General features: G+C 50.4%; 24 protein-coding genes. 23 read left to right on the top strand and 1 reads right to left on the bottom strand.

Annotated elements, in window-relative coordinates; genetic code table 11:
* Positions 1 to 15: 15 nt before the first annotated feature.
* The 5 genes from CLV36_RS06045 (at position 16) to CLV36_RS06025 (ending at position 5,190) form a co-directional block, all read left to right on the top strand.
* Positions 16 to 984 carry an acetyl-CoA carboxylase carboxyltransferase subunit alpha gene (locus tag CLV36_RS06045; RefSeq protein WP_054096085.1) on the top strand — a complete coding sequence of 323 codons (969 nt, stop codon included), beginning with the start codon at positions 16 to 18 and terminating at the stop codon, positions 982 to 984.
* Positions 985 to 1,120: 136 nt separating this feature from the next.
* The gene (pfkA, locus tag CLV36_RS06040; protein ID WP_022735830.1) at positions 1,121 to 2,080 is read left to right on the top strand and encodes a 6-phosphofructokinase; all 960 of its coding nucleotides are present in this window, start codon (positions 1,121 to 1,123) and stop codon (positions 2,078 to 2,080) included.
* A gap of 27 nt (positions 2,081 to 2,107) precedes the next feature.
* Positions 2,108 to 3,862, top strand: coding sequence for a pyruvate kinase (pyk, locus tag CLV36_RS06035; protein ID WP_022735831.1), 1,755 nt, complete (start codon positions 2,108 to 2,110; stop codon positions 3,860 to 3,862).
* A 489-nt stretch (positions 3,863 to 4,351) separates the two neighbouring features.
* The gene (locus CLV36_RS06030) at positions 4,352 to 4,792 is read left to right on the top strand and encodes an acyl-CoA thioesterase (protein WP_022735832.1); all 441 of its coding nucleotides are present in this window, start codon (positions 4,352 to 4,354) and stop codon (positions 4,790 to 4,792) included.
* A gap of 5 nt (positions 4,793 to 4,797) precedes the next feature.
* The gene (locus CLV36_RS06025) at positions 4,798 to 5,190 is read left to right on the top strand and encodes an FxsA family protein (protein WP_029071719.1); all 393 of its coding nucleotides are present in this window, start codon (positions 4,798 to 4,800) and stop codon (positions 5,188 to 5,190) included.
* Positions 5,191 to 5,272: 82 nt separating this feature from the next.
* Here CLV36_RS06025 and ytvI read toward each other — a convergent pair whose 3' ends face one another.
* Positions 5,273 to 6,412, bottom strand: a complete 1,140-nt coding sequence (gene ytvI, locus CLV36_RS06020) for a sporulation integral membrane protein YtvI (RefSeq protein WP_022735834.1) — start codon at positions 6,410 to 6,412, stop codon at positions 5,273 to 5,275.
* A 533-nt stretch (positions 6,413 to 6,945) separates the two neighbouring features.
* Between ytvI and citZ the strand changes: the two genes are divergently transcribed.
* The 18 genes from citZ (at position 6,946) to CLV36_RS05930 (ending at position 26,363) form a co-directional block, all read left to right on the top strand.
* Positions 6,946 to 8,061, top strand: coding sequence for a citrate synthase (gene citZ, locus CLV36_RS06015; protein WP_102991867.1), 1,116 nt, complete (start codon positions 6,946 to 6,948; stop codon positions 8,059 to 8,061).
* An 88-nt stretch (positions 8,062 to 8,149) separates the two neighbouring features.
* Entirely contained in the window at positions 8,150 to 9,445 is a 1,296-nt protein-coding gene (gene icd / locus CLV36_RS06010; protein WP_102991868.1) for an NADP-dependent isocitrate dehydrogenase, read from the top strand.
* Between the two features lie 21 nt (positions 9,446 to 9,466).
* A complete protein-coding gene (gene mdh / locus CLV36_RS06005) occupies positions 9,467 to 10,405 on the top strand; it encodes a malate dehydrogenase (protein ID WP_022735837.1) in 939 nt (312 codons plus the stop codon).
* 120 nt (positions 10,406 to 10,525) lie between these two features.
* Positions 10,526 to 10,999, top strand: coding sequence for a hotdog family protein (locus CLV36_RS06000; RefSeq protein WP_123827415.1), 474 nt, complete (start codon positions 10,526 to 10,528; stop codon positions 10,997 to 10,999).
* Positions 11,000 to 11,180: 181 nt separating this feature from the next.
* The gene (locus tag CLV36_RS05995) at positions 11,181 to 11,894 is read left to right on the top strand and encodes a response regulator transcription factor (protein ID WP_102991870.1); all 714 of its coding nucleotides are present in this window, start codon (positions 11,181 to 11,183) and stop codon (positions 11,892 to 11,894) included.
* Positions 11,891 to 13,648, top strand: a complete 1,758-nt coding sequence (pnpS, locus tag CLV36_RS05990) for a two-component system histidine kinase PnpS (RefSeq protein ID WP_102991871.1) — start codon at positions 11,891 to 11,893, stop codon at positions 13,646 to 13,648. Before CLV36_RS05995 ends, pnpS begins: the two co-directional genes overlap by 4 nt.
* 120 nt (positions 13,649 to 13,768) lie before the next feature.
* Positions 13,769 to 14,701 carry a PstS family phosphate ABC transporter substrate-binding protein gene (locus tag CLV36_RS05985; RefSeq protein ID WP_102991872.1) on the top strand — a complete coding sequence of 311 codons (933 nt, stop codon included), beginning with the start codon at positions 13,769 to 13,771 and terminating at the stop codon, positions 14,699 to 14,701.
* Between the two features lie 99 nt (positions 14,702 to 14,800).
* A complete protein-coding gene (gene pstC, locus CLV36_RS05980) occupies positions 14,801 to 15,730 on the top strand; it encodes a phosphate ABC transporter permease subunit PstC (protein ID WP_102991873.1) in 930 nt (309 codons plus the stop codon).
* Positions 15,730 to 16,653: a phosphate ABC transporter permease PstA gene (gene pstA / locus CLV36_RS05975; RefSeq protein WP_425436563.1), complete on the top strand. Its 924-nt coding sequence runs from the start codon at positions 15,730 to 15,732 to the stop codon at positions 16,651 to 16,653. The genes pstC and pstA overlap by 1 nt, the downstream gene beginning before the upstream one ends.
* 22 nt (positions 16,654 to 16,675) lie before the next feature.
* Complete coding sequence (gene pstB / locus CLV36_RS05970; protein ID WP_223248049.1) at positions 16,676 to 17,434, top strand: phosphate ABC transporter ATP-binding protein PstB; 759 nt, start codon at positions 16,676 to 16,678, stop codon at positions 17,432 to 17,434.
* Between the two features lie 27 nt (positions 17,435 to 17,461).
* The gene (gene phoU, locus CLV36_RS05965) at positions 17,462 to 18,112 is read left to right on the top strand and encodes a phosphate signaling complex protein PhoU (protein ID WP_106342028.1); all 651 of its coding nucleotides are present in this window, start codon (positions 17,462 to 17,464) and stop codon (positions 18,110 to 18,112) included.
* A 220-nt stretch (positions 18,113 to 18,332) separates the two neighbouring features.
* Positions 18,333 to 19,544: a GTP-binding protein gene (locus CLV36_RS05960; protein WP_106342027.1), complete on the top strand. Its 1,212-nt coding sequence runs from the start codon at positions 18,333 to 18,335 to the stop codon at positions 19,542 to 19,544.
* Between the two features lie 173 nt (positions 19,545 to 19,717).
* Positions 19,718 to 22,366, top strand: a complete 2,649-nt coding sequence (gene polA / locus CLV36_RS05955; RefSeq protein ID WP_102993783.1) for a DNA polymerase I — start codon at positions 19,718 to 19,720, stop codon at positions 22,364 to 22,366.
* Between the two features lie 93 nt (positions 22,367 to 22,459).
* Positions 22,460 to 23,284: a DNA-formamidopyrimidine glycosylase gene (gene mutM / locus CLV36_RS05950; RefSeq protein ID WP_102991877.1), complete on the top strand. Its 825-nt coding sequence runs from the start codon at positions 22,460 to 22,462 to the stop codon at positions 23,282 to 23,284.
* A gap of 63 nt (positions 23,285 to 23,347) precedes the next feature.
* Positions 23,348 to 24,010 (top strand): sporulation membrane protein YtaF, encoded by a 663-nt coding sequence (gene ytaF, locus CLV36_RS05945; RefSeq protein ID WP_102991878.1) that lies wholly within the window; start codon positions 23,348 to 23,350, stop codon positions 24,008 to 24,010.
* 13 nt (positions 24,011 to 24,023) lie between these two features.
* Positions 24,024 to 24,626 (top strand): dephospho-CoA kinase, encoded by a 603-nt coding sequence (coaE, locus tag CLV36_RS05940; protein ID WP_102991879.1) that lies wholly within the window; start codon positions 24,024 to 24,026, stop codon positions 24,624 to 24,626.
* Positions 24,596 to 25,210 carry a lytic transglycosylase domain-containing protein gene (locus CLV36_RS05935; RefSeq protein WP_102991880.1) on the top strand — a complete coding sequence of 205 codons (615 nt, stop codon included), beginning with the start codon at positions 24,596 to 24,598 and terminating at the stop codon, positions 25,208 to 25,210. Before coaE ends, CLV36_RS05935 begins: the two co-directional genes overlap by 31 nt.
* Before the next feature lie 130 nt (positions 25,211 to 25,340).
* On the top strand, positions 25,341 to 26,363 hold the full coding sequence (locus CLV36_RS05930) for a glyceraldehyde-3-phosphate dehydrogenase (protein ID WP_102991881.1): 1,023 nt from the start codon (positions 25,341 to 25,343) through the stop codon (positions 26,361 to 26,363).
* Positions 26,364 to 26,391 lie beyond the last annotated feature (28 nt).

Below are 26,391 nucleotides of genomic sequence, written 5' to 3'. Positions count from 1 at the left end.
AGGAGGAAGCTTTCAATGAAACAGGGTTATTTGCCATTTGAAAAACCGTTGATGGAATTGAGAAGCAAAATAGAGGAGCTCGAACAATTTACGAAAGAGAAGGACATTGATCTGTCCGAAGAGATTGCCACGTTGGAAGCTAAGGCCATTCGTCTGGAAAATGAGATTTACGGCAACCTCAGCACTTGGAACAAAATCCAAATCGCCCGCCATGCCAGCCGGCCGACCACTTTGCATTATTTGAAAACGGTGTTTGACGATTTCATGGAACTCCATGGCGACCGACTTTATGGCGACGACCCGGCGATTATCGGGGGCATTGCCAAATTAAACGGACTGACAGTGACAGTGATCGGCCATGAGCGCGGAACCGACACCAAAGACAAAATCGCCCGCAACTTTGGCTTGCCCCATCCCGAAGGATATCGCAAAGCGTTGCGTTTGATGCAACAAGCGGATAAATTTGGGCGGCCTATTATTTGTTTCATTGATACCCAAGGGGCCCATCCCGGGATTGAAGCAGAAGAGCGCGGCCAAAGTGAAGCGATCGCCCGCAACTTACGTGAAATGGCCGGTTTTAAGGTGCCGATTGTCTGCGTAGTGACAGGGGAAGGCGGAAGCGGCGGCGCCCTGGGAATCGGTGTGGGCAACCGCTTGTTGATGTTGGAACACGCCTATTACTCAGTCATTTCTCCAGAAGGCGCAGCGGCTATTTTATGGCGTGATGCTACGAAAGCGCAAGAGGCAGCGGAAGCATTGAAGATTACTTCCGACGATTTAAAAGCGCTCGGCGTGATTGATGAAATTATTCCAGAGCCAAAAGGTGGAGCTCATAGAGATCCCATGTTACAATCAAAATATATTAAACAAGCATTGATTGACCATTTGGATGAATTGTCTCCGATGAGTCAGGAAGAACTTGTCGAAGATCGCTACCAAAAGTTTGCGAACATAGGTGATTTCACATCACTTGTTACCGTCTGAACCGGGAAAGGTTCAGAGGAGGTTAATTAGGATGCTTGTCCAAGTTGAAACCGTTCTGCACGGTTTCTCTTTTTGTCCCGGCTGGACGTTTTTTGTCCCTGTGGGATAGGGAATTTTACATGTTGAGGTGATTAGGATGAAACGGATCGCGGTCTTAACCAGCGGTGGAGACGCCCCAGGAATGAATGCGGCTATCCGCGCCGTTGTACGTAGCGGATACTACCATGGATTAGAGGTGTATGGAGTCTATCGTGGTTATACAGGCCTCATTCAAGGGGATATTGAAAAAATGGAATTGGGTACGGTGGGAGACATTATCCATCGCGGAGGCACAGTGCTTTACAGCTCGCGTTGCGAAGAGTTTAAAACCGAAGCAGGGCGCCAAAAAGCGGTAGAGCAACTGAAAAAACATCAAATCGACGGATTGGTAGTCATCGGTGGGGATGGGAGTTTCCAAGGCGCCAAAAAATTGACTGCGCTCGGCTTCCCAACGATCGGTGTTCCGGGTACAATCGATAATGACATCCCAGCGACCGATTTCACGATCGGCTTTGACACCGCAGTAAACACAGTGGTTGAATGCATCGATAAAATTCGGGATACGGCGACTTCGCATGAACGTACGTATATTGTGGAAGTCATGGGTCGCGACGCCGGAGATATCGCTCTTTGGGCCGGTTTGGCTGACGGGGCTGAGTCCATCTTGATTCCAGAAGCACCTTACCAGATTGATGAAATCGTGGAGCGTTTGCAGCGAAGTTCGGAACGCGGGAAAAAGCACAGCATCATCATCGTTGCCGAAGGGGTTGGCAGCGGTCTGGATGTAGCCGATAAGATTACGGACAGATTGGGCTGGGAGACGCGGGTGACGGTGCTTGGGCATGTGCAACGCGGCGGTTCTCCAACTGCGTTCGACCGGGTGTTGGCTAGCCGCATGGGTGCCAAAGCTGTGGAACTGTTGCTGAGCGGCCAACGAGACATGATGGTGGCTATCCGCAACAATGACGTCATCGGAATCGATTTTGACGAAGCCCTTTCCCAAAAACACCAACCGCGCATGGAATTGTATGATTTGGCGAAGATTTTGTCCATATAATTGAGAAGCTAGAGGAGATGACAAGAAATGCTCCGAAAAACAAAAATCGTATGTACAATTGGTCCGGCCAGTGAAGATGTGGCCACACTGAAAGAATTAATTGCCAATGGGATGAATGTGGCTCGCCTCAATTTCTCGCACGGATCGTATGAAGAACATGGAAAACGCATTGAAAACATTCGCCAAGCGGCTGCCGAACTCGGGCAAACGGTGGCGATTCTTTTGGACACCAAAGGGCCGGAGATCCGCACAGGCGAATTGAAAGATCCGTCAGTCGAATTGATTGCAGGCGAACAGATCATTTTGACTACTGAGCAGATTGAGGGAGATGCGAAACGGATTTCCATCTCTTATGCGGGCCTGGCTGCCGATGTTCACCCAGGTTCAATTATTTTGATCGATGACGGTTTGATCGGTTTGCGAGTGGAGAGCGTAGAGGGCACGGAGATCACTTGCACCATTTTGAACGGGGGAACGTTGAAAAGCCGCAAAGGGGTAAATGTGCCCGGCGTGAAAATCAATTTGCCCGGGATTACTGAAAAAGACGCCGCCGATATCCGCTTCGGTATTGAGCAAAAGGTGGATTTCATCGCGGCTTCGTTTGTGCGTAAACCGCAAGACGTGTTGGAAATCCGCGAAATTCTGGAAGAACACGGCGCTGACATTCAAATCATCTCCAAGATCGAAAACCAAGAGGGCATAGATAATCTGGACGGGATTTTGGAAGTGAGCGATGGCTTGATGGTGGCTCGCGGTGATTTGGGAGTGGAAATCCCGGTGGAAGAGGTGCCCGTGGTTCAAAAAGAAGCGATCCGTAAGTGCAACCAATTGGGCAAACCGGTAATCACGGCTACGCAGATGTTAGACTCCATGCAACGCAATCCCCGTCCGACCCGCGCCGAAGCGAGCGACGTGGCTAATGCGATTCTGGATGGCACCGACGCGATTATGCTCTCAGGTGAAACCGCAGCAGGGAAATATCCAGTTGAGGCTGTCAGCACGATGGCCCGCATCGCTGTGCGGACTGAAGCGACATTGCGCTATGAAGAGAATTTCAAGCAGAAGATGAGAGAGATCGATTACACCATCACTGAATCACTCAGCCAAGCTGTGGTACACACTGCACAAATGCTGAATTGTGCCGCGGTGCTGACCCCGACCGAATCCGGGTTTACGGCACGGATGGTTTCCAAGTACCGCCCACAAGCCCCGATTGTCGCAATTACGCGGAATCCAGATGTGGCCCGCAAATTGGCGCTCGTCTGGGGAGTATATCCGCTTTTGGGTACACGTGCTAACACCACGGATGAAATGTTCCACTCCACGATTGCTACCGCACTGGAGCATGGATTTGTCAATCAAGGAGACTTGGTTGTGATCACGGCAGGTGTACCTGTCGGCAAATCCGGCACCACCAACCTGATGAAAGTGCATGTGATCGGCGGATTTTTGGCAAGGGGGCAAGGGATAGGGAAACAGGTAGTCACCGGACCTGTCGTCACAGGGCGCACAGCGGCTGAGATCAACGAAAATATGGTGGATGGCGGCATCATCGTGGTGAAAGCTTCGGATAAAGAGATGATCGAATCCTTCAAACGGGCAGCGGCAGTCATCACGGAAGAGGGAGGGCTTACCTCTCATGCTGCGGTGGTTGGCGTAAGTTTAGGCGTGCCGGTCGTCGTAGGCGTGGAAAATGCATGTAAGCTACTTGCCAATGAGAAAGAAATCACGGTGAATGTGGATCGTGGCCATATCTATGCAGGCAAAGCCAATGTCCTGTAAAGAAAAAAGCGCTGGAAGTGTCCAGCGCTTTTTCTTTGGATCTTTTAGATGCAGGGCTTTATTGGTATATTGGATGTTAGAGTAACCGAAGACGGGGATAAATCCACCAACGCAGTTTTCTGCGTATTTTCTTTCTTTTTCTGAGGTTCATGTGTTTGTCTCTCCTTTCGTTGCAACGTTTATGTTCAACGGTGTTGAGCGGCGGGATCAGCCGATGGCGAATCAACACGTGAAATATGGTATCCATCAACGAGTCATTCTCATTATGTGAGAAACGACTGCGGAATATGTGCGAGCTGAGCTATTGCTATTATAAAGAACAACTCGTTTTTTTAACAATGAGCCAAAAGTCATGGATTGTTAACAAAGTGTCATTTTAAACATTGAACCCAAGCGGCATGGCGCTGGTTTTGTCCCTGGTTCCATTCAGGGAAAGACTCGCCACCGCATTCCATCCCAAAAAAGACCCAAAGCGTGGAGGTAGGAGAAATGGCCAACTATGCAAATGTGAGCGAGACTAAGATCCGAGTTCGTTATCAAGAAACAGACCAGATGGGAGTCGTGTATCATGCCAATTATTTGACGTGGTTTGAGGTCGGCCGAACAGAGTGGATTCGTTCATATGGGATATCCTATCAACAAATGGAACAAAAAGGATTGTTGCTTCCCGTTGTGGACATCCACTGTAAGTATATGCATCCAGCCAGATATGATGACGAAGTGATTGTTCGCACTTCGATTGCCGACTTGTCCGGTGGGAAAATCGCGTTTAAGTATGACGTGGTTCATGCGGAGACGGAGACGGTGCTATGCAAGGGGAGTTCTGTGCATTTATGGGTGAATAAAGAGATGAAAAGAGTGAATTTGAAACAGGCGTATCCAGAGTTGTATGGGACGCTTGCACAGATTTTCGCGGTAGAAAGAGGATGAGGTACGTGTTTTGGTTGATTTTGGGATTGATCATCGTAGTTCCTGCTATTGAACTGTGGGGGATGATAACAGTTGGTCAGTGGATCGGACCTTGGCCGACGGTATTTTTGGTCATTGCGACGGGTGTACTTGGTAGCTATTTGGCGAGGAAGGAAGGGTGGCAAACATACCGGTTGGCTCAATTGCAATTGCAAAAAGGTGAGCTGCCGGGCGAAGCGCTCTTGGATGGAGCATGTATTTTGGCGGGAGCGGTATTATTGATCACCCCGGGGTTTTTCTCTGATATTGTCGGGTTTGTGCTGGTTTTTCCATACACGCGTACATTTGTGAAAATCTTTCTCAAAAAATGGATTCAAACGAAATTAGCCCGTGGCGACTGGCACATCAGACGTTGGTGATAACATGAACGCAGCTCTTGGTCAAATCCGCTCCAAAGCGGTGCCAAGAGCTGCAACTGAGATATCCCCAACTTGATTAAAGCTATGCGGGGATATTGTTTTTTGGTGCTCCGATGATATATCTCCAGATATCCCGAAACACGTTGGTACGGTGGAGAGCCAAGCCTACCACCACGGTCACCGGCCCAATGACCAATCCGATGATCCCGAAAAGTTTCAGCCCGACAAACAAGGAGATCAGGGTGAGCAGTGGGTCGATGCCCACGTTGCTGGCGACCAATTTGGGCTCTAAGAACTGGCGAATAATGATGATGACCGCATAGACGATGCTCAAGCCAGTGGCCAATTGGATGTTTCCGATCAGGAACAGATAAATGACCCAAGGCACCAACACGGCGCCGACGCCCAGATAGGGCAACAGGTCCACCAACCCGATAATGAACGCCATGGTGAATGCGTATGGCACTTGCAAGATCATCAGCCCCGCAAACATGATGACAGCGGTGATGGAGATCAAGGTGAGCTGAGCTCTGACAAAGCCGAACAGCGCTTTTTTCAAATCCGCTGAGATCAGGCTGGCCGTTTTGTGGAAATGCTCAGGAACCCAGACCAACAGATTGCGGCTTAGCCGGGGCCAATCGAGCGAGATGAAGAAAGCGGCCAACGTGATAAAGACCAACACCGTGATGTAATAAGGCAAGTCCCCGAGGAACCGGCCGATGGCTGCTACGATTTCGGTGATCGACTCCGTCCCTTTGTTAGCGATAATGCCGATGTTCTCTTGGATGCTCTGGGAGATGCGTTGCTGGTGTTCCGGATTTTTCTCCAGATATGCTTGGACGCTCTCAATCAAGCGGCTGACACCGGTGGTTTCTTTTGTGAAGGTGTCTACAAACAGATTGCCCGCCTTATTCAGAAACGCGGGGAGAAAATCGGCGAGATGGGTCAGTTCTACAACCAACTCCGCGATGATAAAAATCAATAGCGACAGAAGTGAAGTGAGCAATAAGAATAGGATGAGTGTAACGCCGGCCCAGCGCGGAAGGCGTACTCGACGCTCAAGCCATTTCACCATGGGTTCAATCATCAGGGCGATCAGCCAGCCCAACACAAACGGATAAAGGAGCGGGAGCAAAAAGGACAAGATGTAAAAAGCGGCCACAATTGAGGCTAAGACGATCAGTGCACGTGCGATGGGCCCCAACCAGGCGGGAAATAACATGGAATAACCTCCCATCAGCTAAAATCCGTTTTAGGTTCCCAATAATTATACCATTTTTTAGAGAAACCAAAAGACAGCCGCACATCAGGCTGTGTGAGAACGATGGAAAAACTTTTTCTCTAGGAGCGCCGATGCACAAATGAAGCGAAGAAAAGGGTTTTGAAGCCGCTCGCCGTCCTACAGACTCTAACAAAGCAATGGCTTCGTTTGAAATAAATAAAAACACATTATGTGCGAATTTGTTCAATTTATGTTAAAATAAAAACGACAAGAAGAATGGGCACATATCCCGCTTCATACGCTAATCATGATCATGTTTAATCTTGCACTAAAACGTGAATATATTTACAGCGTTTGGAAATTTGCGGGAATGAAATTTGTGTAAGTGAGAACAAGCGTGTTCTTTTTGCCGCCAGTTATCTGTGTTGCCCGGCACAGAATGACGATTCATTCATTCCTCTGCTTTACAAATGAATATCTGTTATTAATGTTGTGCCCTTTCATATAGAAATCTAACAAGAGGAGCGATAGTGATGACGATTGCTAAAGGTTTAGAGGGTGTTGTTGCTTGTACTTCCGCGGTCAGTTCCATTATTGACGGAGTACTTACCTACCGGGGCTATAACATCGATGATTTGGCCGATCACGCTTCTTTTGAAGAAGTCGCCCATCTGCTGTGGTACGGTCATTTGCCGAACCATGCTGAATTGGAAGCACTGAAAAGCGAGCTGGCCCGCCATGCCAACATCCCGGATGAATTGCATCAATTGTTGAAAATCAATGTCAACAATGCTCATCCGATGTCTGTGCTTAGAACGGCCGTATCCGCGCTGGCCCTATATGATGAGGAAGCGGAAGACAACAGCCTTGAGGCGAATCAGCGCAAAGCAATCAAATTAACTGCGAAAATTCCTACAATTGTAACCGCTTTTGCGCGCATTAGACAAGGGCTGGAACCAGTGGCGCCAAAGCCGGAGCTCGGATTCGCGGCCAACTTCCTCTACATGCTGAACGGGCAAGAACCTTCCGATGTGGCAACCAAGGCGTTTGACAAGGCGCTCGTGTTGCACGCCGACCATGAGTTAAACGCTTCCACATTCGCCGCCCGCGTGACCACGGGTACCTTGTCCGATATTTATTCAGCGATCACCACTGCGATCGGCACACTGAAGGGGCCATTGCATGGCGGCGCCAATGAGCAAGTGATGGTGACGCTGGAGTCGATCGGTTCGTTGGAGAACATCGCTTCGTCCATTCAACAAAAATTAGACAATAAAGAAAAAATCATGGGCTTTGGGCACCGCGTATATAAAGACGGCGACCCACGCGCCAAACATTTACGCGAAATGTCCCGCCAACTGGCAAATCAGACGGGCAATAAACTCTGGTACGAAATGTCAGTGGAAATCGAAAAAATCGTTGTGGATAAAAAGGGCATCAAACCCAACGTGGATTTCTATTCCGCTTCTGTGTACACTTATTTGGGCATTCCGCGGGATCTGTTCACCCCGATTTTCGCTATGAGCCGGGTGACGGGCTGGACCGCGCAAGTGTTGGAGCAATACGCCGACAACCGCCTCATCCGTCCGCGTGCGGAGTATATAGGGAAAACGAATCAAGCATATGTTCCAATCGACCAAAGAAAGTGAAATCGTATACAATGGGGAGAGGGGCGATTGATCCCGCTCCCTTTGTCCATCTAGGCTCGTGATAAATAAAAAGGGGTGTTATGATTCCATGGCGCAATTTAAAAATCTTGTAGCTCCTGCACACGGGGAAAAAATAACGGTAGAAGGCGGCAAATTGAACGTACCAGATCGCCCGATCATTCCATTCATTGAAGGGGATGGCACCGGTCCGGATATTTGGCGTGCTGCTAAACGGGTTCTCGATTCCGCAGTCGAAAAAGCATATAATGGAAAGAAAGAGATTGCCTGGTTTGAAGTGTTTGCCGGAGAGAAAGCGTACAACCAATTCGGCGAATGGTTGCCGGAAGATACGCTTGAAGCTGTGCGCGAATATTTGGTAGCGATCAAAGGGCCGCTCACGACGCCAGTTGGCGGAGGTATCCGCTCTTTGAATGTGGCTTTGCGCCAAGAGTTGGATCTGTATGTGTGCTTGCGCCCCGTCCGTTATTTCGAAGGGGTTCCTTCTCCAGTGAAACGGCCGCAAGATGTGGACATGGTGATCTTCCGTGAAAACTCCGAAGACATTTATGCCGGTATTGAGTGGGAAGCCGGATCGGAGGAAGTGAAGAAAGTGGTTCGTTTCCTGCAGGAGGAAATGGGCGTGAAGAAGATTCGCTTCCCTGAAACCTCTGGCATCGGTATCAAACCTGTGTCGAGCGAAGGGACAGAGCGTCTGGTGAAAGCGGCGATCGAGTATGCGATTCGCCACAAGCGCAAAAGCGTGACCTTGGTACATAAAGGAAACATTATGAAGTTTACCGAAGGGGCGTTTAAAAACTGGGGCTATGAAGTGGCCGAGCGGGATTACAAAGACCATGTGTTCACTTGGGCTCAATATGACCGCATCAAGGCTGAACAAGGCACCGAAGCGGCAGATCAAGCGCAGGCGGCTGCGATTGAAGCGGGCAAGATTATCGTGAAAGACGTGATTGCCGACGCATTCCTGCAACAAATCCTGACCCGACCGGCTGAATACGATGTGATTGCCACCCTGAACCTCAACGGCGACTATGTGTCCGATGCGCTGGCGGCACAAGTGGGCGGCATTGGTATCGCGCCGGGAGCCAATATCAACTATGTGTCGGGGCACGCCATCTTTGAAGCAACCCATGGAACCGCCCCCAAATACGCAGGCTTGGACAAAGTGAATCCAGGTTCTGTGATTCTCTCTGGCGTCCTCATGCTGGAACATCTCGGTTGGCAAGAAGCGGCTGACCTGATCTATCAAGCGATGAGCAAAACGATTACAGATAAAACGGTAACGTATGACTTCGCCCGCTTGATGGATGGGGCTACGGAAGTGAAATGCTCCGAGTTTGCCGACCATCTGATCAAAAATATGTAATAGAATCAGGAGGCAATGACTATGGCTATCCGTCGTAGGAAAATAACTGTGGTAGGCGCTGGCTTCACCGGAAGCACAACAGCATTGATGCTGGCGCAAAAAGAACTGGGTGACATCGTGTTGGTGGACATTCCGCAAGCCGAAGACCCAACCAAAGGCAAAGCGTTGGACATGTTGGAAGCAAGTCCTGTGCAAGGATTTGACGCCAACATCATCGGTACGAGCAATTATGAGGACACCAAGGGGTCTGATATCGTGATCATCACTGCTGGCTTGCCCCGCAAACCGGGTATGAGCCGCGATGACTTGGTGACCACCAATGCGAAGATCGTCCGTTCTGTGACGGAGCAGGTCGTCAAGTATTCCCCGGAGTGTATCATCATTGTGTTGTCCAATCCGGTCGATGCGATGGTGTATGAGGCGTACCGCACTTCCGGCTTCCCCAAAAACCGCGTGATTGGGCAATCCGGTGTGTTAGACACAGCCCGCTTCCGCACGTTTGTGGCGCAAGAGTTGAATGTGTCCGTTGAAGACGTGACCGGCTTTGTGCTGGGGGGACATGGCGATGATATGGTTCCGCTCATCCGTTACTCTTACGCCGGAGGCATTCCGTTGCAACACCTGATTCCGCAAGAGCGGCTCGACGCGATCATCGAGCGCACACGCAAAGGAGGCGGCGAAATCGTCAACCTCCTGAAAACGGGTAGTGCTTATTATGCGCCGGCCGCATCCTTGGTGCAAATGACCGAAGCGATCCTCAAGGATAAAAAGCGGATTCTGCCCGCCGTGGCGTACTTGGAAGGGGAGTATGGCTATACCGACCTCTTTCTCGGTGTGCCGACCATTCTGGGCGGAAACGGCTTAGAAAAGGTTATCGAGCTGGAACTGACCAAAGAGGAAAAAGCGGCGTTGGATCGTTCGGCCGAATCTGTACGCAACGTCATGAAAGTATTAAAATAATAACCACAGGCGACATCATGCCCGGGAACTTTCCCGGGCGTATTTGACCAAATTGTATATGGAAGATTGAGAAAATACGGTAAAATGAAAGCGGATACACCAGTGAAAGGGGTTGCCAACTTGCGTTTAAGAGATATGAAATCCCAAGGGAAAACATATGAAACATTGATGTTAGGGGAACGGATAGAGGAAAGCAAAACGGTAGAGCGGCGCGATGTGTTTTCGTATCTCGGATCGGCGGATGACTTGAACCCGTTGTTTTCGCAGAGTGCTTACGCTGAGCGCACCGAATTCGAACAGGTAGTCGTGCCGCCGAGCCTGCTCGTCAACTGGTTTTCCGCCTTGGTGTCAATGAAATTGCCTGGTCCGGGAAGCTTGGTACAATCCATGCAGTTTGATTTTCCAGCTCCCTTGTTTATCCAGGAAGAAGTGGTATTAATGTTGGAAATTAGCGACAAACTAGATCATGACAAGAAAGTCAAGTTGGTGGCCAAGGGGATGAGCGGGGACAAGATTGTGGCGGAAGGGGAACTGGTGGTTTGTCCGCCGCGGCCGTTGAAACCGTTGTTCAAAGATGCATTTGAAAATTTCTAGTAGGTTTTTTGTAGCATGGGGTGAAACAGAGGGAGAAGGCGGTTTCTTCCGTTTCACACCCATGCTGTTTTTTTATGGTGGGGATGCATCTTTACGGAATCTTAACTTTGTTGTGTTATGATTTTCTTTGTTAATAGAAGCACGATGATTAAGCAAGCATTTTTGAAAGCGAGGGCATAAGATGGGCAAGAAAATCTTGGTTGTGGATGATGAGGCTTCCATCGTGAAACTTGTGCAATTCAACCTTGAAAAAGAGGGTTTCCAAGTAGATGTAGCTTATGACGGCGAAATGGCTTTGGATATGATGAAAAACGGCTTTCCCGACCTGCTTATCTTGGACCTGATGTTGCCCAAGCTGGACGGTTTGGAAGTGTGCCGCCGGCTGCGCCAGGAGAAGAAGCACATCCCCATTTTGATGCTAACCGCCAAAACGGACGAATTTGACAAGGTGTTGGGATTGGAATTGGGTGCGGACGATTACATGACCAAGCCATTTAGTCCGCGGGAGTTGACCGCCAGGGTCAAGGCGATTTTGCGCCGTATTGACGCTTTAAAAGGAATGGAGCAGACGGAAGAGAAAGAAGCGTTGATGCGTATTGGAGAATTGGTGATCGACCCTGAGGGTTATGTCATCACCAGGAACGGAGAAGAGATCGATTTGACGCCAAAGGAGTTTGAGTTATTGCTGTACATGGCCAACCACCGGGGGAAGGTGTTGTCGCGGGATCAATTGTTGAATGCGGTTTGGAATTATGATTACATTGGCGACTCCCGTATCGTTGATGTGCATGTGAGCCATTTGCGGGAAAAAATTGAAACGGACTCGCGTAGCCCGATCTATATTAAGACCGTCCGCGGGATCGGGTATAAATTTGAGGGGCCCAGACGGGGATGAGGTCGCTGCGCGCTCGCATTACTTGGTCTTTTCTCCTTTTGATCGGTTGCTCCGTCTTGGGGACGGGGATCTTCGTTGCGTTGTTGCTCCGCTCCTCCTATATCGATTCCTTGACGACGAGGCTGGAAACGGAAGGGAGGATGCTGGCAGAAACCATCGCCTGGACAGACTCCCACCCTTCACGGCGTCAGTTTCAGCAGGTCGCTGAAGTTTATGGGAAAGCGCTAGATGCACAGATCACCATTTTCGACAAAAACGGGCGTGTGCTGGGTGACTCTACGGGTGATCTGTCGTTGAACTACAAGGCGTATCCCGAAGTGGAAAGCGCGTTGCAAAAGGAAAAGAAAGATCCGACGGTTATCAGAGACAATTTTTTGCACGCGGCCCTGCCGGTGGAACGGGATGGTGACGTAGTGGGTGCCATCCGGATTTCACTGGATATTCAAGAGGTGAACCAGTCATTAGAAAAGGTGTGGGTTTCCCTCGCTTTGGGGCTGATGATCGCGTATGGTTTGGCAGGTTTCTTCAGTTCCCGCATCGCCAGCAGCGTTACCAGCCCACTGGAGGAAATCACCCAAGTGGCTAGAGATATCGCCCAGAAGAAATTCCACCGGCGCGTACAACAGACAGGGAAAGACGAAGTGGCCCAATTGGGGCAAGCGATCAACCGTATGGCTCACAGCTTGCAAAAACAAATGGAAACGATTAGGAAAAGCGAACGCCGCTTGCACAGCATCATCGAGTCACTTGAATCTGGATTGATCATGATTGACCCGACAGGCAAGGTGAGCTTGGTCAACCGTTCCTTTGAACGGCTGTTTGGCGTGCCGGCGCAAGACATCATCGGTCGCTCCTATAAGAAATTGACCTACCCGTACGATTTGACGGATTGGATTACAGAGTGCGCGGAATCGGGAGAGCGGATGAGAAATGAAATCCAGATTTATTTCCCGGAAGAACGAATGCTAGAAGCCAATTTGGCGCCCATGTGGGTGGAGCGGAACGGCGTGGGGGTGGTTGTCGTTTTGCACGACCTGACGGCGATCCGCCGCCTGGAACAGTTGCGCAAGGATTTTGTGGCCAATGTGTCGCATGAATTGAAAACGCCTATCACCTCCATCCGTGGGTTTTCGGAAACGCTTCTTGACGGAGCCATGGGCGATCCCGACACTTGCCGCGAGTTCCTGCAAATCATCAATGAAGAAAGCTTGCGTTTGCAAAGGTTGATCGGGGAGTTATTGGATTTGTCCAAAATCGAGTCAAAACAGATCAACTTGAAGAGGGAGCTGATCCGTATCGATCAGATGGTTCAGTCGGTGGTGAAGACCATGGAGGAACGGTTCCGCGCCAAACAACAAGCATGGAGTGTAAAGATTGCAGAACCGTTTGAGGTAGAGGTTGACAAGGACCGGTTCCGACAAATCTTGCTGAATCTGTTGTCCAACGCAAGCAACTACACACCACCCGGTGGGCGCATCACCGTCGAAGTGGAAAAGCGCGACGAGAGCTGGTTGTGCAAAGTGTCTGATACTGGCATTGGCATTCCCAAGGAAGACCTTCCCCGCGTGTTTGAGCGGTTTTACCGAGTGGACAAAGCCCGTGCGCGCGACTCCGGCGGCACCGGGTTGGGTTTGGCGATTGTCAAGCATCTAGTTGAAGCCCATCAAGGAGAAATCGAGGTGTCGAGCCAAATTGGGCAAGGCACCACTTTCACCCTCTCTTTCCCAATGACGAAAAAAGACAGGAACACTTAGGTGCTCCTGTCTTTTTCATTTACAAAACGTTTACATCCCATTTATTTTGCAATAAAGGTAAAGGCTTATAGTACAAGTGACGAAAGGAAATTATTCATTTCTTTTAGGGGGAAAACGCTTATGTTGAAGAAGGGGCTTATCCTCGGCGCAACATTCACACTCGCTTTCAGTGCCCTTGTTGGTTGCGGTGGGCAAAAACAGAACGATAGCGGTGGGAAAGGACTGAGCGGAGCGATCAAAATCGATGGTTCTTCCACCGTGTATCCGATCTCCCAAGCAGTGGCGGAGGAATTTATGAAAGCCAATCCTGATGTGAATGTAACCGTTGGCGAATCGGGCACTGGCGGGGGCTTCAAAAAGTGGGCCAGCGGTGAAATCGACATTTCTGACGCGTCTCGTCCGATCAAAGATGAAGAAAAAGAAGCCGCGAAGCCAAACGGAATCGAACCGGTTGAAATTCCTGTCGCTTATGATGGCATCGCGGTGGTTGTAAATAAAGAAAACAACTTCGTCGACAAATTGACCGTTGACGAATTGAAAAAAATCTGGGAGCCCAACTCCAAAGTGAAAACCTGGAAAGACGTCCGTGACAGCTTCCCGGCGGAGCCGATCAAATTGTACGGACCGGGAACCGCTTCGGGTACGTTTGATTACTTCACGGGTGAAATCGTTGGTGAAGAAGGGAAAAGCCGCACCGACTATACTGCATCCGAAGATGACAATGTACTGGTCAAAGGGGTGCAAGGCGACAAAGGTGGATTGGGCTACTTTGGTTATGCCTACTACCTGGAGAACAAAGACAATCTGAAAATCGTTCCAATTGATGCGGGCAAAGGCGCTATCGCTCCGACCGACCAAACGATCCATGATGGAACTTACTCACCTCTGTCCCGTCCGGTGTACATTTATCCAAGCAAAAAATCTTTGCAAAAGCCGGAAGTGAAAGAATTTGTGAAGTTCTATCTGGAAACGGCGAAAGACCTTGTCAAAGAAGTAGGCTATGTCCCACTGCCGGATGCGAAATATCAAGAGGGTCTAAGTAAAGTGAAATAATCTAGCATGGGAACACCATGCGGAAGTTGGGGCCTCTTTCTCACACGGGAAAGGGGTACCCGTTTTTCTTGCGTTTTAACGATAGAAAGGGGAGTAACCATGTCCCAGTTGGCCGAAAAGAAGAATTTTTTTCGCAAGGAAAAGACTTGGCGAGAGAAGATGGAAGCCTTGATCCCCGGCTTTTTACTCCTGTGCGGGTTGTTGTCGGTGCTAACCACCGTGGGGATCGTGTTCACACTTATCAAAGAGACCGCCTCATTTTTTGCGGAAGTGCCGTTTGTCGACTTTATTACTGGAACGAAATGGACGGCGCTTTTCAGTGAAGATCAGCGCGAATTCGGGATTTTACCTTTGCTGATCGGATCGTTGCAAATCACATTGGGTGCTGCGGTAGTCGCTGTGCCACTTGGCATCGGCAGTGCCATTTATTTGAGCGAATACGCACCGGAGCGCATCCGCCGGGTAATCAAACCGGTACTGGAGGTGCTGGCGGGCATCCCGACGATTGTGTTTGGTTATTTTGGTGTCACGTTCGTCACGCCCTTATTGCGCGATTTTTTTCCTGATATGGACTTTTTTAATGCGTTGAGCGCAAGCATTGTGGTCGGGATCATGATTCTGCCGATGATCGCCAGCCTGAGCGAAGACGCGATGCGGTCGGTGCCCCGCAATATCCGCGAGGCGGCGTACGGATTGGGTTCTACCCGTTTGGAAGTCTCTTTGAAAGTGGTATTGCCCGCGGCGTTGTCAGGTATTGTGGCTTCTTTTGTGCTGGCGCTTTCCCGGGCAGTGGGTGAAACCATGGCGGTGACCATCATTGCGGGATCGACGCCGAGCATGTCATTTAGCTATTTGGAATCGATCCAAACGATGACCGCATTTATGGTGCAGGCGTCGACTGGGGACATCTCTTATCACAGCCTGCCTTATTATTCCATTTATGCGGTGGGAGCCACCCTGTTTGTAATCACGCTCACTATGAATTTGTTGGCGCTGTATATCTCGCGCCGCTATAAGGAGGAATATTGATGGCGGCTGAAGAGTTGATGTCCAAACACAAAACGGCTCTAAATCACGAACGGGCCTTCGACGAAGAGCGCAAAATCGCGTCCCGGGTGAAACAACGCCGCGGCCGAAACCGATTGGCACATGGGCTGTTTTTCTTGGCGACGCTGGTCGGGGTGCTGGTGCTAGCCGTCCTGCTGTTTGACATTTTCCAGCGTGGCTGGTCTTATGTGACGGCTGATTTCATGAACAATTTCGCCTCCAGGTTTCCATCGCGGGCGGGAATCAAAGGCGCCCTGTGGGGCTCGATCTGGTTGATCGCAATCACGGCACCGTTGACATTTATCATTGGCGTGGGTGCTGCGATCTATTTAGAAGAATACGCCAAAAAAGGGTGGATCAGCACGCTGATTCAAGTCAACATCAGCAACTTGGCGGGAGTCCCCTCCATTGTGTTCGGTATGCTGGGGCTGACCATCTTCGTGCAAATCTTGGCGTTGAAAAAAAGCGTGCTGGCCGGCGGTTTAACCCTTACTTTGCTCATTTTGCCAGTGGTGATTGTGGCGGCGCGCGAGGCCATCGCCAGTGTACCCAACTCCTTGCGTCATGCATCACTTGCAATGGGAGCAACGAGATGGCAAACCATACAAAAGGTTGTCCTTCCTTATGCCTTGCCGGGGATTATGACGGGCACGATTCTGGCCTTGTCGCGTGCGATTGGCGAAACGGCACCGCTGATCATGGTGGGGGCCGCCACGTTTTTGGCCTTTACGCCGGGCAGTGTGTTTGATGAGTTTTCCGCGTTGCCGATTCAGATTTACAACTGGGTGGCGCAACCCAAAGAGGAATTTTCCAATTTGGCTGCGGCCGGAATCATCGTCTTGCTGGTCATCTTGCTCACAATGAACGGACTAGCGATCTTCCTGCGTAACAAATTTCAGCGGTAAACCGCAAGAAGGAGAGATTGTGGTGAATCCAACGGCGATTTCAGTGAAGAACTTGGATTTATATTATGGCGAGAAACAAGCGCTAAAAAATATTCATGTCGATATTGATGAACGGTCGGTTACGGCGTTGATCGGGCCTTCCGGCTGCGGAAAATCCACTTTTTTGCGTACATTGAACCGCATGAACGACCTGATTCCCAATGTGCGGATTGAAGGGCAAATTCTAATTAAAGACACGGATATTTATTCTGACGAAGTAGACGTGGAAATGCTTCGCAAACGGGTGGGCATGGTGTTTCAAGCTCCCAACCCTTTTCCCAAAAGCATTTATGAGAACGTCGCGTACGGTCCGCGGATTCATGGACTAAACGATAAGAAGAAGCTGGATGAGATCGTTGAACGGAGTTTGCGCGGGGCGGCCTTGTGGGATGAAGTGAAAGACCGCCTCAAGGACCGGGCGACAGGATTGTCCGGCGGACAACAACAACGCTTGTGCATTGCACGGGCCCTAGCGGTAGAACCGGATATTCTCTTGATGGATGAACCCACCTCAGCCTTGGACCCGATATCTACCCTGAAAGTTGAGGAGCTTGTGCAAGAGCTGAAGAAGAATTACACGATTGTCATTGTAACCCATAACATGCAACAAGCGGCGCGCATCTCCGACAAGACGGCCTTTTTCTTGAACGGCGACCTGATCGAGTACAACGACACGGATAAGCTGTTCTCCAATCCGGATCATCAACAGACGGAAGAATATATTACTGGCCGTTTCGGCTAATGCCCGGCAGATAAGGAGGCGTTTGGCATGCGTCAATTTGACCAGTCACTTAAAGAAGTGAAGCGCGTGTTGCTCACCATGGGAGAAAAATTGGAAATCGCCGTGGACAAGGCTGTTCGTTCGCTGGCTATTCAGAATGACATCTTGGCCAAGCAAGTGGTGTTAGATGATAAAGAGATGGACCGCCTGGAGACAGTGATCGATGACACTGTCGCCAAACTGATAGCGACCCAGCAACCGGTGGCTAAGGATTTGCGCCTGTTGATCGCCGCGATCAAAATCGCGTCCGACATGGAGCGGATGGCCGATTTGGCAGTCAACATTGCCCAAGTCACGATTGAGATGAAAGAAAGCAATTTGGTGCTGTTCAAAGAGTTGATCGATATTCCCAAAATGGCGCAGATCACGCAGAAGATGGTGAATGATGGGATCAATAGCTACATTGACGGCAATACCGATTTGGCAAAACAACTGGCCAAGACGGACAATCAGGTTGACCAGATGTATTACGATCTGCTCAAAGAGCTCAGCTTTTACATGCAAGAGAAGCAACATGTCGAAGTGGCGATCAAACTTTGTTTCGTCGCCCGGTATTTGGAACGCATCGCCGATCATGCGACCAACATCGCGGAAAGCGTTGTGTATATTGAGACCGGTAAGCAAGTTGACTTGAATTAACCCCCCTTTTTTCAACATAAGCGATCATGATATAGACAGCCCCCTCTGATGAGGAGGGCTGTTTTTGTTGCAAGCATATGTAGCTCCCCGCTGGTAAGAAGTTTGTTGCTATAAATAAAAATAAATACGTTTTACACGAGGGAGTACGGTTAATTTTCGTTTACAAATCGTAATGGTTACGATATATTAGGTTGGAAAAAGAGTGAGGGGGCAATAGGTAATGCAAAAGAAGATTCCAGTGACCGTGTTGAGCGGGTATCTCGGTTCAGGCAAAACGACGATTCTTAACCATGTTTTAAATAACCGGCAAGGGTTGAAAGTGGCGGTGATTGTGAATGACATGAGTGAGATCAATATCGATGCAGATTTGATCGGAAAAGAAGCCAATCTATCCCGCACCGAAGAGCGGCTGGTGGAATTGTCCAACGGGTGCATCTGTTGCACATTGCGGGAGGATTTGCTAAAAGAGGTGGAACGGCTGGCCAGGGAGCAACGCTATGACTACATATTGATTGAATCGACGGGGATCAGCGAACCGATTCCGGTTGCGCAAACGTTTACCTACTCCGATGAAGAGAATGGCGTTGATCTTCCTTCCTTGTGCCGATTGGATACCATGGTTACCGTGGTGGATGCCAACCGGTTTTGGCATGACTTCTCTTCTGGGGAAAGCCTGATAGACCGCAAGCTAGCATTGGGAGAAGATGATACGCGCGACGTGGTCAGTTTATTGATTGATCAAATCGAGTTTTGCGATGTGTTGATCTTAAACAAATGCGACTTGATCTCCGAGGCAGAGGCGGATCAGTTGGAAGCGGTGTTGCGCAAACTGCAACCAAAGGCCCGATTTATTCGGGCGGTGCAAGGGCAAATCGACCCAAAAGAGATTTTGCACACCCACCTGTTTGACTTTGAGGAGGCTAGCCAATCGGCCGGATGGCTGAAAGAGTTGCAAGAGGAGCACACTCCGGAGACGGATGAGTACGGCATCACCTCGTTTGTGTACCGCCGGCGCAAACCGTTCCATCCAGCGCGCCTGAACGATTGGTTGCACCAATGGCCGGAAGAAGTGGTGCGGGCCAAAGGGATCCTGTGGCTGGCTACTCGGAATGAATTCGCTGTGCAATTCAGCCAAGCTGGCCCGTCGATCCAGCTGGGCGCGGAAGGATATTGGATCGCGGCCCTGCCAGAAGAAGAGCGGCGTGAGGTGTTGGCCGAGTATCCTGAGATTCAAGCAGAATGGGATGAAAAGTACGGAGACCGGATGACGGAGTTAGTGATGATCGGCATCGATATGGATCATGCACAAATCGAAGCGCAGTTGGACGCCATCTTATTGACGGATGAAGAGATGGAGCTGGATTGGCGTCTCTTGCATGATCCATTGCCACAGGAGGATGGGGTAGAGGAAGAATGGGTAGCTGGCCAGTGAATAAAAGCCCGGTGACGAATCAACGTCACTGGGCTTTTTTATATGCATCGAGCATTTGTTCGGTTTTTGTTACCGAAAAACTGGAAGCGTGATTTTTGCTCGTGTTACAATAGATAAGTATGAATGAAAGAGGCATAAGGTAGTGAATTTTGGAAAAAGGTGTGAATGCATTCGTGAGCAAGTTGATATTGGTGGACGGCAACAGCATTGCTTATCGCGCGTTTTATGCGTTGCCGCTATTGACAAATTCAAGCGGCATCCATACCAACGCGGTGTATGGGTTTGCGATGATGCTGATGAAAATCCTTGAAGAAGAGAAGCCCACCCATATGTTGGTGGCATTCGATGCGGGAAAAACGACTTTTCGCCATGAGAGTTATCAGGAATATAAAGGAACCCGGCAGAAAACGCCAAGTGAGTTGGCGGAACAAATTCCGCTTGTAAAAGAACTGTTGGAAGTCTTTCAAATCTCCGCCTTTGAAGTAGAAAACTATGAAGCAGATGACATCATCGGCACCTTGGCCAAAGCGAGTGGAAGCCAAGGCGTTGAGACATTGATCGTTAGCGGAGACAAAGATTTGTTGCAACTGGTGGATGAGCATGTTCGGCTTTTGTTGACCCGCAAAGGGGTGACAGAGACTGAGTCTTACGACATCGATGCCATCAAGGAGAAATACGGGTTGACTCCCGCCCAGATCATCGACTTAAAAGGGTTGATGGGGGACTCGTCAGACAACATCCCCGGCATTCCTGGTGTAGGCGAGAAGACAGCGTTGAAATTGTTGGCGAAGTTTCCCACTGTAGAAGAAGTGATCGCGCATGTGGATGAATTGCCCGGCAAAAAACTGCAAGAAAAAGTGCGCGAACATCAAGAGCAGGCGTTGCTCAGCAAAAAGCTGGCCACGATCTATACGGAAGTGCCGCTTGATTTCGGATTGGATCGCTTGCAATTGCCTGAACGGAATACAGAGCGCATCGTCGAGTTTTTCAGAAAGATGGAGTTTAAAACACTGTTGTCGAGGGTGCACAAGCAAGACCATGCGGAAAAGGGTGAGGCGGTCAAAAACGAGGTGGATGTCCGGGAAGTGGCATCCCTGTCCGACTTGGAAGAAATGGTGGACGTGTTCAATACGGGATCGCTTGCCTTGTTTATCGAAACGTCGGAGGACAACCCTCATCACGCGGATGTGGTTGGATTGGCCATTTCAGATGGTCAGGCCCAGTGGTACCTGCCTTGGGAAGTGGCGGAGCAAAGCGATGCGGTTCGGGGTTGGCTTGCGGATGAGGAGCGCGACAAGCTGGTTTATGACATGAAGAAAACGCAGATCGTGTTGGCGAACAAAGGAATCATGGCCGCGGGTCTCTCCTTTGACGTCTTGTTGGCGGCGTATCTATTGGACCCTTCCGAATCGCAATTGGAGTTGAGTGATATCGTGTCCCGCTATGGGGACGAGCCGATTCCGGCGGATGAGGATGTGTATGGGAAGGGGGCCAAGCGGAAGGCGATTACCGGAGAAACGTTGGCTCGGCACTTGGCTGCCAAAGCGAAAGCCATCCATCACGTTACGCCGGTGCTGAAGCAAGAGTTAGCGGAACTCAATCTGGATCAATTGCTGTTTGAGTTGGAGATGCCGCTTGCCAGTGTGCTGGCCGAGATGGAGCGCCAAGGCGTTTTCATTGACCAAGCCCGTCTCGAGGAGTTAGGGGTGGAGCTGAAGCAAAGCTTGGATCGGCTGGAGCAGGAGATTTACGAGTTGGCGGGGGTGACTTTCAACATCAACTCCCCCAAGCAACTGGGAGAGATCCTGTTTGACAAACTGGGTCTACCCGTTTTGAAGAAAACGAAGACGGGATATTCGACGAGTGCAGATGTGCTGGAAAAGCTGGCGCCCCAGCACGAGATCGTCGACAAGATCCTGCATTACCGGCAAGTCGGCAAATTGTATTCCACGTATATCGAGGGGTTGAAGAAAGAGATTGGCGCCGACGGCAAAATTCACACTCGGTTTAACCAAACCGTCACTGCGACGGGCCGCTTGAGTTCGACCGAGCCCAATTTGCAGAACATCCCGATTCGGATGGAAGAAGGGCGGCGTATCCGTCAAGTGTTCATCCCCTCCGAGCCGGGCTGGCACATCTTGGCTGCTGACTACTCACAGATCGAATTGCGCGTGCTGGCCCATATCTCTGAAGATGAGCAGTTGCAAAAGGCCTTCAAAGAAGACAAAGACATTCACACGCAAACGGCTATGGATGTGTTTGGGGTGGCTGAAGACGAAGTCACGCCACTGATGCGTCGGCAAGCGAAGGCGGTCAACTTCGGGATCGTGTACGGGATCAGTGGCTTCGGCTTGGCTAGAGGGTTGGACATCCCTCAAAAGGAAGCACGTGAATTCATCGATCGCTATTTTGAAACATTCCCTGGTGTGAAACGCTACATGGATTCCATTGTGGAGCGAGCGCGCAAGGATGGATTTGTTACTACGCTCTCTGGTCGGCGCCGTTACTTGCCAGCGATCAACGCCAAAAGCTTTGGTGAACGCAGTTTTGCGGAGCGAACCGCGATGAATACGCCCATCCAAGGGACGGCGGCGGATATCATCAAGTTGGCGATGGTGAAATTAGCCCAAGCGATGAACGAGCGGAAGCTGGCGAGCCGGATGTTGTTGCAAGTGCATGACGAATTGATTTTTGAAGTGCCGGAAGCTGAACTGGAGGAGATGAAAGAGCTAGTCGTAGCGGTGATGGAAGATGCATTGCCGCTGTCGGTCCCACTGTCCGTCGATGTGAACAGTGGCAAGACCTGGTATGAAGCAAAGTGATTTGGCATCAGTCACATAGAAGATGAGACAAGCCGTCATCCTTGACAGGGTGGCGGCCTTGCGTTGATTATTGCATTGGGGAGGGAGTAGATCATGCCTGAATTGCCAGAGGTAGAAACAGTACGAAAAACATTGGAGCGGTTGGTGGTCGGCAAGACGATCAAGGATGTGACGGTCAAGCTGGGCCGCATCATTCAACATCCTGATGACGTGGAACAATTTCGCCATCATTTGGTGGGTTGCACGATTACTGCCGTTCAGCGCCGGGGGAAATTTTTGAAAATCATTTGTCCGCCATGGGTGCTTGTATCCCATTTGCGGATGGAGGGAAAGTATCGGTTAGCGGAGGAAACGGAGCCGCTGGAGAAGCACACGCATGTGATATTCCATTTTACGGACGGCGCGCAGTTGCGTTATCGCGATGTGCGCCAATTTGGCACGATGCATTTATTTACCATGGGTGAAGAGGAGCAACACAAACCATTAAAAAAACTGGGGCCGGAGCCGTTATCGGACGCGTTTACCTTGGAATGGTTTCAATCCACGCTGGTCAAGCGCAAGGCCAAAGTAAAAGTGGTTTTGCTAAATCAGGAATATCTCGTCGGCTTGGGCAATATTTATGTGGACGAGTCCTTGTTTGCCGCGGGGATTCATCCCGAGCGTGCCGCGTCGTCGTTGACGGAGGAGGAAGTGGCGCGGTTACACCAGAGCATCAGGAAAATCCTCGCTGAAGCGGTAGAAGCGGGTGGTTCCTCCGTTCGTTCTTATTTGAACGGCGAGGGTGAGATGGGAATGTTTCAACTCAAAATCCAAGTGTACGGCCGCAAAGGTGAACCGTGTCGAAAATGCGGCGCGCCGATCGAGCGGATCGTAGTAGGTGGACGAGGCACTCACATCTGCCGGACTTGCCAAAGGTAACCCCGCCCTGATCCTCTTTCATAAGATGGGAAGTATCAGCCCATCTTAAAGAGGTGATTGATTATGTGGCACGTGTTATCGGTGATGTGGTTAGCACTGGCGGTGAGCATGGACGGGTTTGGGGCCGGAACGACTTATGGGATGAGAAAAGTTCGCATTCCTTTTGGCTCCATCTTGATCATTGCTGGTTGTTCGGGGATGGTCATTTATTTAGCGATGTTAATGGGACAAGGGATTTCTCATTTCCTTCCACCTGCGTTGACCCATGGGATTGGAGCTGTTCTCTTTATCGCGATTGGCTTATTTGCGCTGTCGCAAGCAGGTAGGGCGCCGAAGAAAGTGGAAACGAAGGCGGCCGCCCTACCGCCAACCAAACCTGCCGAGCCCACCATTTGGACGTTTCAGCTTGAGAAGTGGGGATTGGTTGTGCAAATATTGAAAACGCCCATGGTTGCGGATATGGATGAATCCGGCACGATTTCAGGATATGAGGCTGTTTTGTTGGGAACGGCCTTGTCGTTGGATGCTTTTGCCGCGGGGGTAGGAGCTGCGTTCATCGGGATGTCCCCACTGGTGGCGGCGCTGGCGATTGGGTTGATGAGCGCAGTCTGCCTGCGCGCGGGCATGTGGTTCGGCTTCAAGTACGCCGAACGCGCCCGTTTTCGTTGGATGGGATACGCGCCCGGCGTTTTTTTGATCATATTGGGCTTGTTACGGTTAATTTAGAGGAGCGGTGTGGATGATTTTTGGATTGACCGGTGGAATTGCGACGGGAAAAAGCACTGTGGCCGAGATGTTGCAACGGCACGGGGCAGTGATTGTCGATGCGGATAAGGTAGCCCGGCAAGTCGTCGAGCCAGAGGAAGAGGGCTTGAAGCGGATTGCGTCTGTTTTCGGCGACGAGGTGATAAGCCGGGAGGGGACGCTTGACCGGCCCGCGCTGGGTCGCATCATTTTTCATGATGAAAAGGCGCGGCGCAAGCTGAATGAGTTGTTGCACCCGCTCATCATGGATAAAATGCGGCGGGACACGGAGAAGGTGTGGCAGACTGAGCCGCACGCGGTGGTCATATGGGATGTGCCGCTATTGATTGAAGAAAAAATGACCGACCTAGTAGATGAAGTGATTCTGGTTTATGTGCCGCAACGGGTTCAATTGGCTCGGTTGCAGGCGCGAGATCATCTTGATACCGACGAGGCGGCTGCGCGCTTGGCGGCACAACTGCCGATTGATGAAAAAAAAAAGTGGGCCGATTATGTGATCGACAACAGCGGAACACGGGAAGAGACTGAGATGCAGGTGGCGCGCCTATGGAGCGAACTGTGCGCAAAAGTTGGCTGAATCCGGTCAAGGGAACATGGCCAGGTCGGAAAAAGGCCTGGGTGTTGCTGGCGCTTTTGTGGGTGTTGTGCATGATTGTGGCCCATTGGTTGGAATGCCTGATTTATCCTTTGCGGTATGAGGAGTTGATCCTCAACAGTGCCGAAGCCACCGGAGCAGATCCGTTTTTGATTATGGCAGTGATCCGAGTGGAGTCCAGATTTCAGCTGGACCGAGTATCGGCGGCGGGCGCACAAGGGTTGATGCAGCTCATGCCGGAAACCATGGATTGGATGATCCGCCGGGGCGGGTTTTCGCCGGCGCTCAAGGAGCACATCCGCGATCCGGCGATCAACATCCATATGGGCGCTTGGTATCTTGCGTATTTGACCAAGCGGTACCATGGCAACAAAGTGGCGGCAATTGCTGCTTACAATGGCGGACACAACCGTGTCTCGCGTTGGCTTGACCAAGGTGTTTGGGATGGAACGAGGCAAGGAGCGGTACGGATTCCTATCAAGGAGACCCGGGAATATGTGTACCGGGTCAGCCATTACTATCAGAAATATAAAGAATGTTATCAAGATTTAATCAAAGAACAATAATTTGATTAAATGTGCGAGCCTGTTCCGGATTTGGGACAGGTTTTCGTTTTTATATTGAAAAATGTGTTATACTGTTTATAATAAAAAAGAGAGATGGTATGTAACATATAGCGGAGGGGAGAGCGGCTTCATGGCTGTGCGTATTGCAATCAATGGTTTGGGACGAATTGGACGGATGGTGTTTCGCAAAGCAGCACTTGATCCTGCTTTGGAAGTAGTGGCGATCAATGCGAGCTATCCAGCGGAAACGTTAGCACATTTAGTGAAATATGATACCATACATGGCATGTTTGCTGGTGAAGTGGAAGCGGTTGAGCAAGGGTTGATGGTGAACGGCAAACTGGTTCGCCTGGTGTCCAACCGCAACCCAGAAGAATTACCTTGGGCGGAACTGGGTGTGGATATTGTCATCGAAGCAACAGGCAAGTTTTGCGACCGCGAGGGTGCGTCGAAGCATTTGAAAGCTGGGGCTAAAAAGGTTGTTATCACGGCACCGGGCAAAAATGAGGACATCACCATCGTGTTGGGTGTGAATGAAGAAGCGTACATTCCCGAACAGCACGACATCATTTCCAACGCGTCCTGTACCACCAACTGCTTGGCCCCTGTAGCGAAAGTGTTGCATCAAGCGTTCGGGATTGAATACGGTTTGATGACGACGGTGCATGCTTATACCAATGACCAAAAAAACCTGGACAATCCCCACAAGGATTTGCGCCGGGCTCGCGCATGCGCCCAATCCATCATTCCGACGAAGACGGGAGCGGCCAAAGCGCTGGGATTGGTGCTGCCAGAATTGCAAGGGAAGTTGAATGGCTTTGCATTGCGGGTGCCAACCCCTAACGTGTCTGTAGTTGATTTGGTCGCCGATTTGAAAGTGAAGGTCACAGCGGAAGAGGTTAATCAAGCCTTAAAAGAAGCGGCCGAAACAAAGATGAAAGGCATTCTGCAATATTGTGAAGACCCACTCGTTTCTTCCGACTTCAACGGCAATGAGCACTCCTCCATCGTTGACGCTCTGTCGACGATGGCAATCGGCGAGCGCCAAGTGAAAGTGCTCGCTTGGTACGATAACGAATGGGGTTACTCCTGCCGCGTGGTTGATTTGGCGAAATATGTGGGTGAGCGATTGGCATTGGAAGTGACCGTCTAACGTGTTAAAAACCCTTCTCCACTGTCGG

Source organism: Laceyella sediminis (genome assembly GCF_003003125.1).
GTDB classification, from domain to species: domain Bacteria; phylum Bacillota; class Bacilli; order Thermoactinomycetales; family Thermoactinomycetaceae; genus Laceyella; species Laceyella tengchongensis.
This window is presented reverse-complemented; position numbering and strand designations above follow the sequence as displayed.

Coding starts and splice junctions, on each gene's coding strand:
- CLV36_RS06045 (WP_054096085.1), top strand. CDS start 16: ATGAAACAGGGTTATTTGCCATTTGAAAAACCGTTGATGGAATTGAGA.
- pfkA (WP_022735830.1), top strand. CDS start 1,121: ATGAAACGGATCGCGGTCTTAACCAGCGGTGGAGACGCCCCAGGAATG.
- pyk (WP_022735831.1), top strand. CDS start 2,108: ATGCTCCGAAAAACAAAAATCGTATGTACAATTGGTCCGGCCAGTGAA.
- CLV36_RS06030 (WP_022735832.1), top strand. CDS start 4,352: ATGGCCAACTATGCAAATGTGAGCGAGACTAAGATCCGAGTTCGTTAT.
- ytvI (WP_022735834.1), bottom strand. CDS start 6,412: ATGTTATTTCCCGCCTGGTTGGGGCCCATCGCACGTGCACTGATCGTC.
- citZ (WP_102991867.1), top strand. CDS start 6,946: ATGACGATTGCTAAAGGTTTAGAGGGTGTTGTTGCTTGTACTTCCGCG.
- icd (WP_102991868.1), top strand. CDS start 8,150: ATGGCGCAATTTAAAAATCTTGTAGCTCCTGCACACGGGGAAAAAATA.
- mdh (WP_022735837.1), top strand. CDS start 9,467: ATGGCTATCCGTCGTAGGAAAATAACTGTGGTAGGCGCTGGCTTCACC.
- CLV36_RS05995 (WP_102991870.1), top strand. CDS start 11,181: ATGGGCAAGAAAATCTTGGTTGTGGATGATGAGGCTTCCATCGTGAAA.
- pnpS (WP_102991871.1), top strand. CDS start 11,891: ATGAGGTCGCTGCGCGCTCGCATTACTTGGTCTTTTCTCCTTTTGATC.
- CLV36_RS05985 (WP_102991872.1), top strand. CDS start 13,769: ATGTTGAAGAAGGGGCTTATCCTCGGCGCAACATTCACACTCGCTTTC.
- pstC (WP_102991873.1), top strand. CDS start 14,801: ATGTCCCAGTTGGCCGAAAAGAAGAATTTTTTTCGCAAGGAAAAGACT.
- pstA (WP_425436563.1), top strand. CDS start 15,730: ATGGCGGCTGAAGAGTTGATGTCCAAACACAAAACGGCTCTAAATCAC.
- phoU (WP_106342028.1), top strand. CDS start 17,462: ATGCGTCAATTTGACCAGTCACTTAAAGAAGTGAAGCGCGTGTTGCTC.
- CLV36_RS05960 (WP_106342027.1), top strand. CDS start 18,333: ATGCAAAAGAAGATTCCAGTGACCGTGTTGAGCGGGTATCTCGGTTCA.
- mutM (WP_102991877.1), top strand. CDS start 22,460: ATGCCTGAATTGCCAGAGGTAGAAACAGTACGAAAAACATTGGAGCGG.
- ytaF (WP_102991878.1), top strand. CDS start 23,348: ATGTGGCACGTGTTATCGGTGATGTGGTTAGCACTGGCGGTGAGCATG.
- coaE (WP_102991879.1), top strand. CDS start 24,024: ATGATTTTTGGATTGACCGGTGGAATTGCGACGGGAAAAAGCACTGTG.
- CLV36_RS05935 (WP_102991880.1), top strand. CDS start 24,596: ATGGAGCGAACTGTGCGCAAAAGTTGGCTGAATCCGGTCAAGGGAACA.
- CLV36_RS05930 (WP_102991881.1), top strand. CDS start 25,341: ATGGCTGTGCGTATTGCAATCAATGGTTTGGGACGAATTGGACGGATG.